The 14,614-nt window shown below is 67.6% G+C and carries 15 protein-coding genes; 7 read left to right on the forward strand and 8 right to left on the reverse strand.

Going from position 1 to position 14,614, the window contains the following annotated elements:
- Positions 1-34: 34 nt before the first annotated feature.
- The 3 genes from cysT to AUL30_RS14690 are packed head-to-tail and all read left to right on the forward strand — an operon-like array spanning position 35 to position 2,808.
- On the forward strand, positions 35-901 hold the full coding sequence (gene cysT, locus AUL30_RS14680; protein ID WP_062228649.1) for a sulfate ABC transporter permease subunit CysT: 867 nt from the start codon (positions 35-37) through the stop codon (positions 899-901).
- The gene (cysW, locus tag AUL30_RS14685) at positions 901-1,776 is read left to right on the forward strand and encodes a sulfate ABC transporter permease subunit CysW (protein ID WP_062228650.1); all 876 of its coding nucleotides are present in this window, start codon (positions 901-903) and stop codon (positions 1,774-1,776) included. Before cysT ends, cysW begins: the two co-directional genes overlap by 1 nt.
- On the forward strand, positions 1,777-2,808 hold the full coding sequence (locus AUL30_RS14690) for a sulfate/molybdate ABC transporter ATP-binding protein (RefSeq protein WP_062228651.1): 1,032 nt from the start codon (positions 1,777-1,779) through the stop codon (positions 2,806-2,808). It begins immediately after the preceding gene.
- A 4-nt stretch (positions 2,809-2,812) separates the two neighbouring features.
- Here AUL30_RS14690 and AUL30_RS14695 read toward each other — a convergent pair whose 3' ends face one another.
- The gene (locus AUL30_RS14695) at positions 2,813-3,622 is read right to left on the reverse strand and encodes a VOC family protein (RefSeq protein ID WP_062228652.1); all 810 of its coding nucleotides are present in this window, start codon (positions 3,620-3,622) and stop codon (positions 2,813-2,815) included.
- Between the two features lie 100 nt (positions 3,623-3,722).
- Complete coding sequence (locus AUL30_RS14700) at positions 3,723-4,649, reverse strand: LysR family transcriptional regulator (protein ID WP_062228653.1); 927 nt, start codon at positions 4,647-4,649, stop codon at positions 3,723-3,725.
- 120 nt (positions 4,650-4,769) lie between these two features.
- On the opposite strand from AUL30_RS14700, the gene AUL30_RS14705 reads away from it, so the two are divergent.
- Positions 4,770-5,174, forward strand: a complete 405-nt coding sequence (locus tag AUL30_RS14705) for a DoxX family protein (protein WP_062228654.1) — start codon at positions 4,770-4,772, stop codon at positions 5,172-5,174.
- On the opposite strand, the gene AUL30_RS14710 is transcribed toward AUL30_RS14705, so the two are convergent.
- Together AUL30_RS14710 and AUL30_RS14715 are read right to left on the reverse strand one after the other, a co-directional pair.
- A complete protein-coding gene (locus AUL30_RS14710) occupies positions 5,144-5,881 on the reverse strand; it encodes an HAD family hydrolase (RefSeq protein WP_062228655.1) in 738 nt (245 codons plus the stop codon). The two genes, AUL30_RS14705 and AUL30_RS14710, sit on opposite strands and share 31 nt — an antisense overlap.
- A gap of 82 nt (positions 5,882-5,963) precedes the next feature.
- Positions 5,964-6,560, reverse strand: a complete 597-nt coding sequence (locus AUL30_RS14715) for a Spy/CpxP family protein refolding chaperone (RefSeq protein WP_062228656.1) — start codon at positions 6,558-6,560, stop codon at positions 5,964-5,966.
- Between the two features lie 189 nt (positions 6,561-6,749).
- Between AUL30_RS14715 and AUL30_RS14720 the strand changes: the two genes are divergently transcribed.
- Together AUL30_RS14720 and AUL30_RS14725 are read left to right on the forward strand one after the other, a co-directional pair.
- Positions 6,750-7,478, forward strand: a complete 729-nt coding sequence (locus AUL30_RS14720) for a response regulator transcription factor (RefSeq protein ID WP_062228657.1) — start codon at positions 6,750-6,752, stop codon at positions 7,476-7,478.
- On the forward strand, positions 7,475-8,722 hold the full coding sequence (locus AUL30_RS14725; RefSeq protein ID WP_062228658.1) for an ATP-binding protein: 1,248 nt from the start codon (positions 7,475-7,477) through the stop codon (positions 8,720-8,722). Before AUL30_RS14720 ends, AUL30_RS14725 begins: the two co-directional genes overlap by 4 nt.
- A 7-nt stretch (positions 8,723-8,729) precedes the next feature.
- On the opposite strand, the gene AUL30_RS14730 is transcribed toward AUL30_RS14725, so the two are convergent.
- The 4 genes from AUL30_RS14730 to AUL30_RS14745 all read right to left on the reverse strand — a co-directional run bounded on the left by AUL30_RS14730 (position 8,730) and on the right by AUL30_RS14745 (position 13,513).
- The gene (locus AUL30_RS14730; RefSeq protein ID WP_083507959.1) at positions 8,730-10,403 is read right to left on the reverse strand and encodes an ABC transporter permease; all 1,674 of its coding nucleotides are present in this window, start codon (positions 10,401-10,403) and stop codon (positions 8,730-8,732) included.
- 69 nt (positions 10,404-10,472) lie between these two features.
- Entirely contained in the window at positions 10,473-11,495 is a 1,023-nt protein-coding gene (locus AUL30_RS14735) for a Fe(3+) ABC transporter substrate-binding protein (protein WP_062228659.1), read from the reverse strand.
- A 77-nt stretch (positions 11,496-11,572) separates the two neighbouring features.
- Positions 11,573-12,670 carry an ABC transporter ATP-binding protein gene (locus AUL30_RS14740; protein ID WP_244490846.1) on the reverse strand — a complete coding sequence of 366 codons (1,098 nt, stop codon included), beginning with the start codon at positions 12,668-12,670 and terminating at the stop codon, positions 11,573-11,575.
- 75 nt (positions 12,671-12,745) lie between these two features.
- Positions 12,746-13,513: an SDR family oxidoreductase gene (locus AUL30_RS14745; protein WP_083507961.1), complete on the reverse strand. Its 768-nt coding sequence runs from the start codon at positions 13,511-13,513 to the stop codon at positions 12,746-12,748.
- A 156-nt stretch (positions 13,514-13,669) separates the two neighbouring features.
- On the opposite strand from AUL30_RS14745, the gene AUL30_RS14750 reads away from it, so the two are divergent.
- Positions 13,670-14,590: an NUDIX hydrolase gene (locus AUL30_RS14750; protein WP_157070189.1), complete on the forward strand. Its 921-nt coding sequence runs from the start codon at positions 13,670-13,672 to the stop codon at positions 14,588-14,590.
- The last annotated feature ends 24 nt before the right edge of the window (positions 14,591-14,614 follow it).

Below are 14,614 nucleotides of genomic sequence, written 5' to 3' on the forward strand. Positions count from 1 at the left end.
AGAGGCTTGCCCGCTGAACGGTCGCGGCCGGCACATGCCGGCCGCGACCGTTGCGCATTTCAAGGAGGTCGCCGGTCCCGTGTCACGCCGTGTCCTGCCGGGGTTCGGATTGAGCCTCGGCTTCACCCTTCTGTATATTTCGATCATCGTCTGCCTGCCGCTGGGCGCGCTGATCTTCAAGGCCGCGAGTCTTGGCCCGGAAGCCTACTGGCAGATCGTCTCGGCGCCGCGTGCGCTGGCGAGCTACCGCGTAACCGTATTGACGGCGCTGGGCGCGACGGCCGTCAACCTGGTGTTCGGGCTGGCGCTCGCCTGGGTCATCACACGCTACCGCTTTCCCGGCCGCCGCATCCTGGACGCGATCGTCGATCTGCCCTTCGCGCTGCCGACGGCGGTGGCGGGCATTGCGCTCACGACGCTCTTCGCCAGCAATGGCTGGCTCGGCGGTCCTTTGTCCGATCTCGGCATCCCGGTCGTCTACACGCCGCTCGGCATCATGATCGCCATGACCTTCACCAGCCTTCCCTTCGTGGTGAGGACCGTGCAGCCGGTGCTCGAGGATCTGGATCCCGCGCTGGAAGAGGCCGCCCTGTCGCTCGGCGCGGGCGAGGGGCGGATCTTCGCCAAGGTCATCCTGCCGCTTCTCGCGCCGGCGCTGCTGGCAGGCACGTCTTTGTCCTTTGCCCGCTCGCTGGGCGAGTTCGGCGCGATCATCTTCATTGCCGGCAACCAGCCCTTCCATACCGAGATCACGGCGCTCCTGGCCTTCATCCGGCTGGAGGAATACGACTACCCCGCCACGGCGGCGATCGCCTCCGTCATGCTGTTTGCGGCCTTCGTCATGCTGGCGATCACCAACATTCTGCAGGCCCGGGCCCTGCGCTATACGGAGCGTGGCTGATGAAGGCAGATCACCGCCTGCCGCGGATCGGCGATGCGCCGCTGTTCCGGCGGCTCCTGATCGCCGGCGTGCTCCTGATGGCGCTTGTGCTTGTCGTCCTGCCGCTCGGCGTCATCTTCGCGCAGGCCTTCGCGCAGGGCTTGCCCTACTTCGCCGCCACGATCGGGCAGGCCGATACGCTGCATGCGATTTTCCTGACGGTGGTCACGGCGCTGATCGCCGTGCCGATCAATACGGCGTTCGGCATCGCTGCCGCCTGGGCGGTGACGAAGTTCGACTTTCCGGGGCGGCGGGCGCTGATCGTCCTGATCGAGATTCCCTTCTCCATCTCGCCCATCGTGGCCGGCATCGCCTATCTCTTCGTCTACGGGCTGCAGGGCTTGTTCGGCGATGTGCTCATGGATGCGAATGTGAAGATCCTCTTCGCGCTGCCCGGCATCGTTCTGGCCTCGATGTTCGTGACGGCGCCCTTCGTGGCGCGCGAGCTGATCCCGCTCATGCAAGCCCAGGGGCGTGATCTGGAAGAGGCGGCGACCTCGCTCGGCGCCGGCGGGCTGCGCACCTTCCTGCGCGTGACCCTGCCGAACATCCGCTGGGCGCTCCTGTATGGCGTGGTCCTGTGCAATGCGCGGGTGATGGGCGAATTCGGCGCCGTATCGGTCGTGTCCGGCAATATCCGGGGCCAGACCAACACGCTGCCCCTGCATATCGAACTGCTCTATCACGACTACAACACGGTGGGCGCCTTCGCGGCCGCTTCCATCCTGACAGTCCTGGCGCTCGTGACACTCGTCATCAAGGTGTTTCTGGAGGCGCGCGGGGCAGGGCGCCGCACCCGCCCGCAGGCCGCCGCCACCCAAGGGGGAACCGCGTAAATGAAGATCCGCCTCGACACCGTGACCAAAAGTTTCCGCACCTTCCGTGCCGTGCACGGGGTCACGCTGGACATCGAAAGCGGCCGCCTGGTGGCGCTGCTCGGCCCGTCGGGCTCCGGCAAGACGACCATTCTGCGCATGGTTGCGGGGCTGGAGTTTCCCGATTCCGGGCAGATCCATTTCGGCACGCAGGATGCCACCCATATCCCGATCCGCGATCGTGGCGTGGGCTTCGTGTTCCAGCATTATGCTCTCTTTCCGCATATGACGGTGCAGGAGAATATCGCCTTCGGCATCGAAAGCCGGCGCGGCAAGCGGGCCGACCGGCAGACCATCGCCGCGCGTGTCGATGAGCTTCTCGGGCTGGTGCAGCTTTCCGGCCTGCAGGACCGCTTCCCCAACCAGATTTCCGGCGGTCAGCGCCAACGCGTGGCGCTTGCCCGCGCGCTGGCCGTGGACCCGCGCGTCCTGCTCCTGGACGAGCCTTTCGGCGCACTCGACGCAGCAGTGCGTCGCGATCTGCGCCGGTGGCTGCGCGACATTCACGACGAACTCGGCATCACCACGCTCTTCGTCACCCACGATCAGGAAGAGGCGCTGGATCTGGCCGACGAGGTGGTGATCCTGAATGGCGGGCGGATCGTCCAGCGCGGCACGCCGGAAGAGGTGACGCGCCGTCCGGCCAATGCCTTCGTCATGCAGTTTCTGGGCGATACGAACCGCCTTCCGGTGGACGTGTCGAACGGCGTTGCCCGGCTCAGTGGCCTGTCACTCCCGGCGCCGAACCTTCGGGACGGCAAGGCGGCGCTGTTCGTGCGTCCGCGCGACGTTGCCTATGCGACGAGCGGCGAAGGCCTGCCCGTCACCATACGGCAAGTCCTCGACCGGCCGGACAGCCGACGGCTGATCGCCGTGGCCGATACGGGCGACACGCTGGAGTTTGACGTGCGGCCGGACACCGAAGTCACCCGTGGCGCGCGCGGCGTCGTCGCGGTGCGCCACGGGCATGTCTTCGCCGACGAGCCTGCCTGATCCGTCAGCTCGGACGAACGAAGCGGACGCGCGTTCCCCAGGGGTCCACCAGCTCGCGGGGCGTGGCATCCGGGCGCCGATCCAACAATTCGAACCAGAGGAGGCCCGTCCTGTCCTGGCGAGGGCCCGACCCGGCGCTCTGCCAGACATTGGTGCCGACATGGTGGTGATAGTGCCCGGTCGACAGGAAATGCGCGCCGGGATAGGTCGTGGTGAGATCGAAGCCGACAACCTCCCGGTAGAAACGGTCGCTCTGCGCCAGGTCTCCGACACGCAGATGGATATGGCCGATGGCGGTGCCCTCGGGCGCGCCGTCCCACAGCGGCTCCGACAGGTCGACCTCTTCGAACAGGCTGTTCAGGTTCAAGGCGCGCGTCGCCATTTCCACCTGTCCGTTCGTCCAGTGCCAGGCGGCCGGCGGCCGGTCGGCATAGACCTCGACGCCGTTGCCTTCCGGATCGGACAGGTAGAAAGCCTCGCTGACGAGGTGGTCCGAGGCGCCCTCGATCGCCACGCCACGGCGCACCGCCATCTCGGCAGCCCATTCGGCAAGGGACTCACGGTCCGGCATCAGGAACGCCGTGTGGAACAGGCCTGCCTCTGCCGGGTCGTCCGCCTTGGCGTCGGGCCGGGAGACGAGTTCGATCAGCGGCACGCCGTCGACGCCGAGCGTAACGCCCTCCGTCCCGTCGCCGGTCGGCTCGAGGCCGATAATCTCCTGGTAGAAGCGCGACATGGCCGGCAGATCGCGCACGGCAAGCGCCACGCGGCCGATGCTCAAGGGTGCGTCACGCGGATGGTCGACGATTTCCATGTTTTGTTCTCTTTCTGTCCGATCCTGTGTTCGGCTTCGATATGGCCCTCGGGACGCGTGTGAGCAAGAATGCATCTGGCATAGTGGTTCACACCGGGAGTTATAGATCCGGCAGGTCCCGGTCCCACGGGGGACGAGCGCCCCACAGGCTGGTAAGGTGGTCGATCATCGTGCGCATCTTGGCCGATGGATGCCGTGTCGCCGGCCAAACGGCATGGACGCCGTTGAGGTGCATGCACGGCCGGTCGAGCTGCAGGGCACGGAGCGCGCCGCTGCGCACGGCATCTCCAACCAGGAAGGTCGGCTGGTAGACGAGGCCGATGCCGGCCACGGCTGCCGCAACCAAGGCATCCCCGCTCGTGGCGCGCAGACTGCCGGATATTTTCACGACGGATTCGCCATCGCGGCCGAAACTCCATTGGCCTGCACCGGTCGTCGCCGACAGGGTGTAGCCGAGGCAGTTGTGCGCGGCGAGCGCGCTGAGGGTCTGCGGTGCTCCGTGCCGCTCGATATAGGACGGGGCAGCGCACAGCATCATGCGGCAGGGCGCGAGCCGCCGGGCGGTCAGGCTGGAATCGGCCAGGCGGCCGATGCGAATGGCAAGATCGAAACCCTCGCTCAAAATGTCGACGAAGCGGTCGTTGTAATCCACGTCGAGCGTGACGTCCGGGTAGCGCGCCATGTAGGCGGGCAGGATGGCGGCCAGTTCCCGCAGCCCGAAGGCCAGCGGTGCGCTCAGGCGCAGCGTGCCCTGCGGCTCCACCCGGTCGGCGCTGGCGATGCTGTCGGCCTCCCGCACCTCTTCCAGGATGCGCTCGCAGGCCTGCGCATAGCGCTGGCCGGCTTCCGTCGGCGTGACGCGCTGGGTGGTCCGCCGCAGGAGCTGCACGCCAAGCCGCGCCTCCAGCGCCGCGATGTGCTTGGTTACCATGGTCTGCGACAGGTTCATCGCCCGCCCGGCCGCCGAAAAGCTCCCGGTGGTGACAACCTTGGCAAAGACTTCCATGGAGCGGAGCTGATCGGGCACTTATTCCTCTTGGTGTGAAAGCCTATGCCATCTTTGCCCATTCTCAAACAAAGCGAAAGAGGCGACATCACGGGGGACGGCAGGGCGATGGTGCGCCCGCTTTATCGGAGTTTGAAACCAATGATCGACACACGTACCGCGCCTTATGGGCTCTTTTTGCTGCGGGTCACGCTGGGCCTTCTGTTCCTGGCGCATGTCGGGCTGAAGATCTTCGTCTTCACGCCGGCGGGCACCGCCCAGTTCTTCGAGAGCCTCGGCCTTCCGGGCGTCCTGGCCTACCTGACCATCGCGGTCGAGCTTATCGGCGGCGTGGCGCTGATCCTCGGCATCATGACGCGGGTCGCCGCGCTGGTGCTCGTACCCGTGCTGCTCGGCGCCATCGTGACGGTGCATGGGCCGGCCGGCTTCTTCTTCACCAATGCCGGTGGCGGCTGGGAATATCTGGCCCTGTGGATCGTCGCGCTGGTGGCGCTGGCGCTGGCCGGCGACGGTGCCTATGCGCTGCGCCCGTCGCGCAACGGCTGACGCTCACGGCCCGCGAGATGGCGGATCAGCTCCGCCAGATCCGGGACGATCATATCCGCATGCCCGCTGAGCGCCTCGCGCGCGGCGGGCGTGCGGCCAATGCCTACGGCCTCGGCGCCCGCGGCGCGGGCCGCGTCCATATCGTGGGTGGAATCGCCGATCAGCGCCACGGCCTGCGGCGGGATGCCGAGATGCTCGGCGAAGGCCAGCACCATGCCCGGCAGAGGCTTGGCGCCATGGCCGGAATCATAACCGGCGACGAAATCGAACCGGTCCAGGACACCTAGCGCGTCCAGATGCGCGCGCGCCGTGGCCTCGGAATCATTGGTGGCAAGGCCAATCCGGTATCCGGCGGCGATCAGCGCGTCGATCCCCCCGGCCACATCGTCATAGCCGCTGAGGCTCGCAAGGCTCGCCTGTCGATAGAGGGCGTTGACGCGCGCTTCGAACGCGGCGTCGTAGGGGCAGCCGAGAAGCTCGGCCCAGACGGGCGCATAGGCATCGGTATCGCCCGCGATGATGGGCGCGCCGGGCAGGAAGGTCATGGCCCCGACATCGAGGCCGCAGGCCAGCGCCAATCGCCGGAACAGGGCGCCGTCCCCCTCGGCCAGGGTTTCCAGCACGTCACGCGTGGCCGGCGCCCAGGTGGCGTCGAAGTCCAGCAGCGTTCCGTCCTTGTCGAAGAGTATGCCGGTCAGTCGTGTCATCGCCGCTCCCCCGTCTCACGGCATGGCATGGCAGCGCGGCCGGGTATGGTCAAGCCGCGCTGCACCAGGGTCTTTTGCGGGATCAACCGCGGCGGTGATGGTGCGTGCCGCCCGCACCATGGCCGGGGCGTGGCAGCTCGCGCAGCAGCCGCTCTGCCGTGGCCGTCTGCTCCGGCGTCAGTTGTGCGGCGAGCGTGGACATGGCGTCCTTCAGATCGGCCGCCGCCGCCCCGCGCGCGATGCTGCGATCCAGCATCCGGTCCGCCCGGGCAAAGGGGCCGGTACTCGACTGCGCCGCATCGGCGCTATCCCCGGCCGCGGGATCGGCCGGTGCCGCCGGTCCGGGTCGCGCCGGGCGCCCGGCCTGCGAAAAGGCGATGGCGGCGGTGGAAAAGGCCGACCAGGCATCGCGCTGTTCCGGCGTGATGCCGAGGGCGAGTTCGGCGGCGGCCAACCGCGAAGCGACGTTCCAGAGTGCGGAAGGCCGATCCGACCTGTGTTGCCCGGCCCAGCGCCCGCCGGGGCGGGCGGATGCTGCGTCCGGCTGGGTGCCGGCCTGGGCGGCAGGGGCGGCACGTGGGCTCTGTGGCTCGGGGCGGCTATCCTGCGCAAAGGCGGCCGCCGGCAAAGCGATGGCGGCGGCAAGGCCGGCAGCGATGATCTTGGACGGAAAAGTCATGTTCGTTCGCTCCTTTGGTTGGTCCGACCCTAGAGCTAGGGGCGCTTTCGGGCGGCAGGGCGCCCGTCAGGTTTCGATATGTTGCAAAGCGTCTCGCCGACGCTGCCGGCAAGGTTTCGCAACAATTTTCCGGGGGCCAAACCGTGCCCGAGCGCCTAGATGGAAAGCGTGAGATGCAACGAGGTTGTCATGACGGACGCGCGCGTACGGGTTCTGGTGGTGGATGACGATGCGGAGATCCGCAGCCTCCTGAGCCGGTACCTCGAAAGCCAGGGCTTTGCCACCGAACTGGCCGGCAGCCGCCGCGAGGCCGAACAGAAGGTCGCCGCCGGCGGGCTGGACCTCGTCGTCCTGGATGTTATGCTGCCGGACGGGTCCGGCCTCGACCTCTGCCGCCAGCTCCGGGACGAAAAGCCGGAGCTTGCCATCATCCTCCTGACCGCGCTGAAGGAGGATGTCGACCGCATCGTGGGGCTGGAACTGGGCGCGGACGATTATCTCGGCAAGCCGTTCAACCCGCGGGAGCTTGCCGCGCGCATCCGGGCTGTCCTGCGGCGCGGCACCGAGCGGCCGGACGAGCTGCGTGCTGTCACCTACCGCTTCGCCGGCTTTGCCGCCGACAGGATCGGCCGCCGGGTCACGGACGAAGCCGGCCGTGACCTGGAACTGACCGGCGCGGAGTTCGACCTTCTGCAGATATTTCTGGAGCGGCCGGGCCGCGTCCTGTCACGCGATACGCTGCTGGAACTCCTGCACGGCCGCAGCATCACCGATCCCTTCGACCGGACGATCGACGTGACGATGAGCCGCCTGCGCCGCAAGTTCGGCGATGGCGGCGTGTTCCGGCTGTTCAAGACGGTCCGCAATGGCGGCTACCAGTTCTCGGTCACCGTCGAACGCACGCAGGAGGATGGATGACCTCGATCCGCTCACGCCTGGCGCTGCTTCTGACCGTGGCCATCGTCGGCGTCGTCGTCCTGGCGGCGCTGGTGAGCTGGTGGGTGCTGGAGCGCCCGGACCGCCGCAGCTTCGCCAACAGCTTTGCCGAAGAGGTGCGGATCGTGTCGCAGGTGCTGCGCGACGATCCGGCGGCCGCACAGCGCTACGGCATCGCGACCGGGCCGCGGCCGGGCACCGAGGACGGGGAACTGGCCCGCGAGGCACGGGGAATCCAGCGATCCCTCGGCGGCCAGGGCATCGACATGCCGGTGCTGATCGTGGAGGACGGGTCCGGCCGCCGCCGCATGGCCTTCGAGTATCGGCCCGGCGCATGGGCCTTCCTCGCCTATCCCAGTCCGCCGCCTTCCGCGCGGGCGCCGCTGATCTTTTATCTAGGCGTGGTCACGCTGGGGGCGCTCGCCATCGCGCTGATTGCCGCCACCATGATGACGCGGCCGCTGCGCATGCTGGACGAGGCCGTCAGCGCCGTCGGGCAGGACGGGCTCCTGCCGCATGTGGCCGAGCGCGGCCCGGTGGAGGTCCGCGCCACGGCCATTGCGCTGAATCGCCTGTCCGGCCGGCTGCGCAGCGCCGTGGAAAGCCGCATGCGGCTGGTGGCCGCCGCCGGGCACGACCTCAGGACGCCGATGACGCGCATGCGGCTGCGCGCCGAGTTCCTGCCGGAGGAAGAGCGGGAAACCTGGCTGCGTGACCTGGAAGAACTGGACCGCATCGCCGACAGCGCCATCCGGCTGGTGCGCGAGGAAGTGGCCGGCGCGCAGGGGCGTGAGCCCGTCGACCTTCGGGCGCTGACGCGCGACATCGCCGCCGAGCTGGGCGAGATCGGCCGCACGGCCACCGTGGTGCCGGGCCGCGAGCCCGCCACCGTGACGACGCGCCCCCTAGCGATCAAGCGCGCCCTGCGCAACCTTCTGGACAACGCCGCCCTGCATGGCGGCGGGGCGGAGGTTCACGTGGAGCGCATGGGCGACACGGTGTTGATCCGCATCCTCGATGGTGGGCCGGGCATTCCGGAGGATCTGATGGCCAGGGTCTTCGAGCCCTTCTTCCGGGTCGATCCGGGCCGGCGCAAATCCAATCCCGGCGCCGGGCTGGGCCTTGCCATCGCGCGGGAGATCATCGAACAGGAGGGCGGCACGCTGGCCTTGGCCAACCGGCCGGAGGGTGGGCTGGAGCAGCGCGTCACGCTGCCTGCAGCCTGAAGCCCGCTCAGTCGCTGCGGCCGACGCGTGACAGGACGGCAACCGGGATCATGCCCACCAGAACGATGAGCAGGGCCGCCACCGAGGCATCCTCATAGGTGCCGCGGGCGGCTTCTCCGTAGAGGTGGGTTGCCAGCGTCTCGAAGTTGAGTGGCCGCAAAAGCAGCGTCGCGGGCAGTTCCTTCATGCAGTCCACGAAGATGAGGATGGCCGCGGCCGCGATCGCCGTTCGGGACATGGGAATGTGGATGCGGCGCAAGAGACGGGCCGGCGTCGCGCCCAGCGTGCGGGCCGCCCCGTCGAGGGACGGGGGGATGCGTGACAGGCCAGCCTCGATTCCGCCGGCCGAGATGGCCAGGAACCGCAGCGTATAGGCGAGCACCAGCGCACCGCCCGAGCCGAGCACGAGAAGGCCGAGCCCGGTGTCGAACTGCGTTCGCCACATGGCGTCCAGCCAGCGATCGAAGAGCGTGACGGGAAAGAGCACGCCGATGGCGAGGACGGTGCCGGGAACGGCATAGCCGACCAGCGCGGTGCGCGCGATGAGCCGGGTGCTGCGCCCGGGCGCCAGGCGCTGCGCGAAGGCGACGATCAGCCCGAAGGCCAGCGCCAGCAGCGTTCCGGCCCCGGCGATGACCACCGTATTGGCCGCCTCCCGCAGGATGGTCGGGGATACGCCGGCAAATTCGATCCGGCGCCAGGCCGACTGCACCAGGTAGGATGCCGGAAAGAGAAAGCCGATGGTGATGGGAAGGAGCGTCGCCGCCAAGGCCATAAGTCCGGCAGGGCCGGGCAGGGGCTTTGGCTCCAGGCGCCGGGGGCGCTGCGCGGATGCCGCATAGGCTTGGTGGCGCCGGGCCCAGCGCTCCACGGCGATGAGGAACAGGACGACGACGAGCAGCGTGAGCGCGATCTGCGCCGCACCGGCAAGGTCGGTGCGATTGACCCATTGGGAATAGATCGACACGGTCAGCGTACGGATGCCGAGAAATTCCGACGCGCCGATATCGTTCAGCGTTTCCATGAGCGCCAGGCTGATGCCGACGGCAACGGCCGGGCGGGCCTGGGGCAGGGCGACGCGGCGGAAGGCGGCGGTGTAGCTGCAGCCCAGCGTGCGCGACACGTCGATCAGCGCGGCGGCCTGGGTCATGAACATGGCCCGGACGGTGATGTAGACATACGGGTAGAGGACGCTCGACATGACGAGGATGCACCCGGCCATGGAGCGGATATCCGGCAGGCGGAAGTCACGCGGGCTGTCATAGCCCAGGATCGCGCGGATGGTGCCCTGAATGGCGCCGACCGGATGCAGAAGGTCCAGATAGGCATAGGCGACGATGTAGGTGGGCACTGCCAGCGGAAGCAGAAGCGCCCATTCCACATGGCGGCGCAGCGGGAAATCATAGGCGGTGACGAGCCACGCCGCGCCACATCCCACCAGCCCGGTGAGCGTGCCCACCCCGCCGAGGAGCAGGAGCGTGTTCCAGGTGGCGCGCGGCAGGACATTGGCGACGAGATGCGGCCAGACGCCGGCCGATCCACCGGCCGCCAGCACAGCCAGGGCGATGATGGGCATCAGCGCCAGAGCGGCCACCAGGGTTGCCGCGGCGAGCCAGAAGAGGTGGCCCGATCGCCGGAATATGCCGGGGCTCGACGCTTCGGCCGCAGTCTCAATCGTCATCGGCTGTATCCGTCAGGATTGCGGCGGCACAGGGCCGCCGCAATCGTGTTCTGTCAAGCTTGGCAGACCTCAATCGTCGAAGCCGACCTTTTCCGCAAGGGCAGTGGCTTGCGCGCGGTGGCTGGCGATTTCCGTCAGCGGCGTCGTGTCCATCTGCAGCGTGCCGAAGGAGGCGATGATCGGGTCCGCGGCGACGCCCTGGCGCACCGGATATTCGAAGTTGGCCTTGGCGTAGATTTCCTGCGCTTCTTCCGACACCAGGAACTCCAGGAAGCTGACGGCGGCGTCGCGATTGGGCGCATGGCGCGCCACGGCCGCGCCGGAAATGTTCACCTGCGTTCCGCCGCCCTCGAAGGTCGGCAGCACGACCTTGATGGCCTTGCCCCACTCCTCCTGCTCGGGGCCGCCGGCGCCGCTGCGCATCAGGCCGACATAATAGGAATTGGCAATTCCGATGTCGCAGATCCCGCCCATGATATCGCGGGCGACGTCACGATCACCGCCGCCGGCCTTGCGGGCAAGGTTGGCCTTGACGCCTTCCAGCCAGGTCTCCGTCGCCTCGACGCCATGATGGGCGACATAGTCGGCGAAGAGGGCCGTGTTGTAGGGGTGCTGGCCGGAGCGGATGCAGACCTTGCCCTTGTACTGCGGATCGGCCAGGTCCTCATAGGTGAAGCTGTCGATGTCGAGGTCCTTGGCGGCATAGAGCACGCGCGCCCGGGCCGACAGGCCGAACCAGTTGCCGTCGGCATCGCGGAGGTTTTCCGGGATGGCGCTTTCGAGCGCCTGCGACTCGACCGGCTGGGTCAGGCCCTTTTCGACCAGATCGATCAGATTGCCGAAATCGACCGTCATGAGGATGTCGGCGGGGGAGCTTTCGCCCTCGCTCGAGACGCGCTCCGCCAGGCCGTCCTTCAGGAAGATCGTGTTGACCTTGTTGCCGGACTCCGCTTCGAAGGCGGTGATGAGCGGAGCGATCAGCCCGGGTTCGCGCGTCGTGTAGAGATTGATCTCGGCCGCGGATGCCCCGCCGGCGATGGCTGAGAATGCGATGGCGCTCGTCAACCCCTTCAGCGCAAACGTCTTCATCATCGTCTGTCCCCTTGCTTCAATCGGCGGTCCTTCGCCGGCGGGGGGACAAAACGATACATGACCCGCCTAGTCAAGTTTCAATCGGCCACTCGCGAAGAATTCATTAATGATGTCGGAAACACAAAGGCTTCCTTATGATCGAGCGCCAGGCGCAGCCGTGCCGGATGGGAAGCAAGATCGCCGGCGTTTCTTCGAATGGTTATGATTTGCGGAAGCGTATCGATGCGCAGGCCGATCTGTTCCATTTCACCGCAGAACTGGCGATGGACGATCTCCGCCTCAATACTGTCGGCGGACTCGCTCGGGTGGAGGCCACCGGGCCGCACGAGCACCAGGAGGTTTTCCCCGTCGCGCGTGCCGGCGGGGGCGGGGACGCGGCCGAGCGGCGTTTCGACCATGCCATTCCTGCACCGCCCGGTGACTTCGTTGAAATCGCTGAAAAAGCGGGCGACGAAGGGGGTCGCGGGCTGGTGGTAGAGCTCACGCCCCGTGCCGGCCTGGACGATGCGTCCCGCCCGCATCAGCGCAACGCGATCCGACAGCATCAGGGCTTCCTGCGGATCGTGTGTCACCAGGACGACCGTCGTCCCGAGTTGACGCAGGAGATCCAGCGTTTCCACCCGGACCGTTTCGCGCAATCGGCTGTCGAGGTTGGAGAAGGGCTCGTCCATCAGCAGAACGCCGGGCTTGGGGGCGATGGCGCGGGCCAGGGCCACGCGCTGCTGCTCACCGCCCGACAGCATGTGCGGATAGCGGTCGGCGAAATGCGCGATGCCGAGCCGCTGGAGCGTGGAGGCGACCCGCGCGGCGACTTCGCCCCGTCCGTGCTTGCGCAGGCCGAAGCCGACATTCTGCGCCACGGTCATGTGCGGAAAGAGCGCGTAATCCTGGAACATCAGGCCGACGCCGCGCTGTTCCGGTTCCACGAAACGGCCTGGCCCGGCCACGATCCGCTCACCCAGGCGAATGGTGCCGCCGCTGGGCGCATCGACCCCGGCAAGGAGCCGCAGGAGCGAGGACTTGCCGCAGCCCGAATGCCCGACCAGGCAGACGATCTCACCGGCGGCGACGGACAGGTCGATATCGGTCAGGATGGCGTGATCGCCGATGCGGCGGGACAGGCCGGAGGCGACGACCGACAGGGCCTCGCCTTCATCCGGAAGCGTCTGTGTCACCCCCACTCTGCAATCCTTTCGATAAGTGGAGGCCATTACTACACAATGCAGCCCTGCCGGTTCAACCGGGAAGTCCTAGAGCGTGGCGAGGACGCCGCCATCGACATAGAGCGTCTGCCCGTTGACGAAGTCGGAGGCGCTCGACGCCAGGAAGATGGCTGCGCCCTGCAACTCCTGGACATTGCCCCAGCGGCCGGCCGGCGTGCGGCTGCGCAGCCATGCATCGAAGACCGGATCCTCCACCAGGGCCTTGTTCAAGGGCGTTGCGAAATAGCCCGGACCGATGGCGTTGATCTGCAATCCGTGGCGTGCCCAATCGGTGCACATGCCCTTCGTCAGGTTCTTCACGGCGCCCTTGGTGGCGGTGTAGGGCGCGATGGAGTAGCGGGCGGCCTCGCTCTGCAGGCTGGCAATGTTGATGATCTTGCCACGCTTGCGCGGGATCATATGCCGGGCGACAGCCTGACCGACGAAGAAGACGCTGTCCAGATTGGCCGAAACGATCTCCCGCCAGGTATCCACCTCGAAATTTTCGAGCGGCGCGCGGCGTTGGATGCCGGCATTGTTGATCAGGATGTCGATGGGCCCGATCTCATTCTCGACGCGGTCCACGCCCGCGCGGACATCCGCCGCGTCCGTCACGTCGAAGACCGCCGTTTGCGCGTCGAGCCCGGCCTGGCGTAGCCCGTCCGCCGCCGCCTCCAGGCGTTGCGCATCCCGACCGTTCAGGACGATCGAGGCGCCGGCACGGCCCAGCCCCTCCGCCAGCGCAAGGCCGATCCCCTGGCTGGAGCCCGTGATGAGGGCGCGGCGGCCGGATAGATCGAACAGCGATAGCGACATAATGGTATTTCCTCCCCTGGAACACTTCCGGCAGCGCTGCCACCTTGCCCGTGGCGGCGCTTCCGACGCGATGCTGCAGGTAACGCGGACGCGGCGGCGTATTCAATCCCATGCGTGTCTGCGCTATCTGCAGAGAGCATCATGATGGGAGCGGGAATGCCCTCGACAATCGTCAGCACCGGTTCGAATACGGTTTCCGCGGATCTTATCGCGGTGCTGGCCGCCGTCTCGGACGGTGTGCCGCTCGTCCTGACGACCGGCCAGGGCAGAACCCTGCCGTCCGGCCCCTTCGAGCTCGAACACCGCTCGTTGCAGGAGGGGCTGCGGCGGTGGGTCGAGGAACAGACCCACCATCCGCTCGGCTACCTCGAACAACTCTACACCTTTGCCGATCGCGGCCGCGACGGCGACGGAGGGCGCGTCATTTCGATCAGCTATCTGGGGCTGACGCGCCGCGGTTCGGCGCAGATGGATGGCGGCGCCGGCTGGGTCGACTGGTACCGTCATTTTCCGTGGGAAGATCACCGCACGGGGGAGCCGCCCCTCGTCGCCGCTTTGCGTCAGGCCCTGTCGCAGGCGGACACTGCGCCCGGGTTCCTCCAGCGCGTCGCCACGTCCTTCGGCGCGCAAGGGGAGGGGTGGAACGAGGAACTCGTGCTGCAACGCTACGAGCTTCTCTATGAGGCTGGGCTGGTCGCCGAAGCGCGCCGCGACCGGGGCGCCGGACAGGCGGCGGCGCTGGCAACGGGCCTGCCGATGGAGGGCGACCACCGGCGGATCCTCGCCACGGGGATCGCGCGCCTGCGCGCCAAGATCAAATACCGCCCGGTCGTCTTCGAACTCATGCCCGAAACCTTCACGCTCCTGCAATTGCAGCGCAGCGTGGAAGCCCTGTCGGGCCGGCTCGTGCACAAGCAGAATTTCCGGCGGCTGATCGAGCAGCAGCAGCTCGTCGAGGAAACCGGCGACGTCACGGGCGATACGGGCGGCCGGCCTGCCAAGCTGTTCCGCTTCCGCCGCGAGGTCGTGGCCGAACGCGCCGCCACGGGCACGAAGCTCCCGCTCATCCGCTCTTGACAGGGCTTATGCTCATGGTAAGCA

Source organism: Aureimonas frigidaquae (genome assembly GCF_001463905.1).
GTDB lineage: Bacteria > Pseudomonadota > Alphaproteobacteria > Rhizobiales > Rhizobiaceae > Aureimonas > Aureimonas frigidaquae.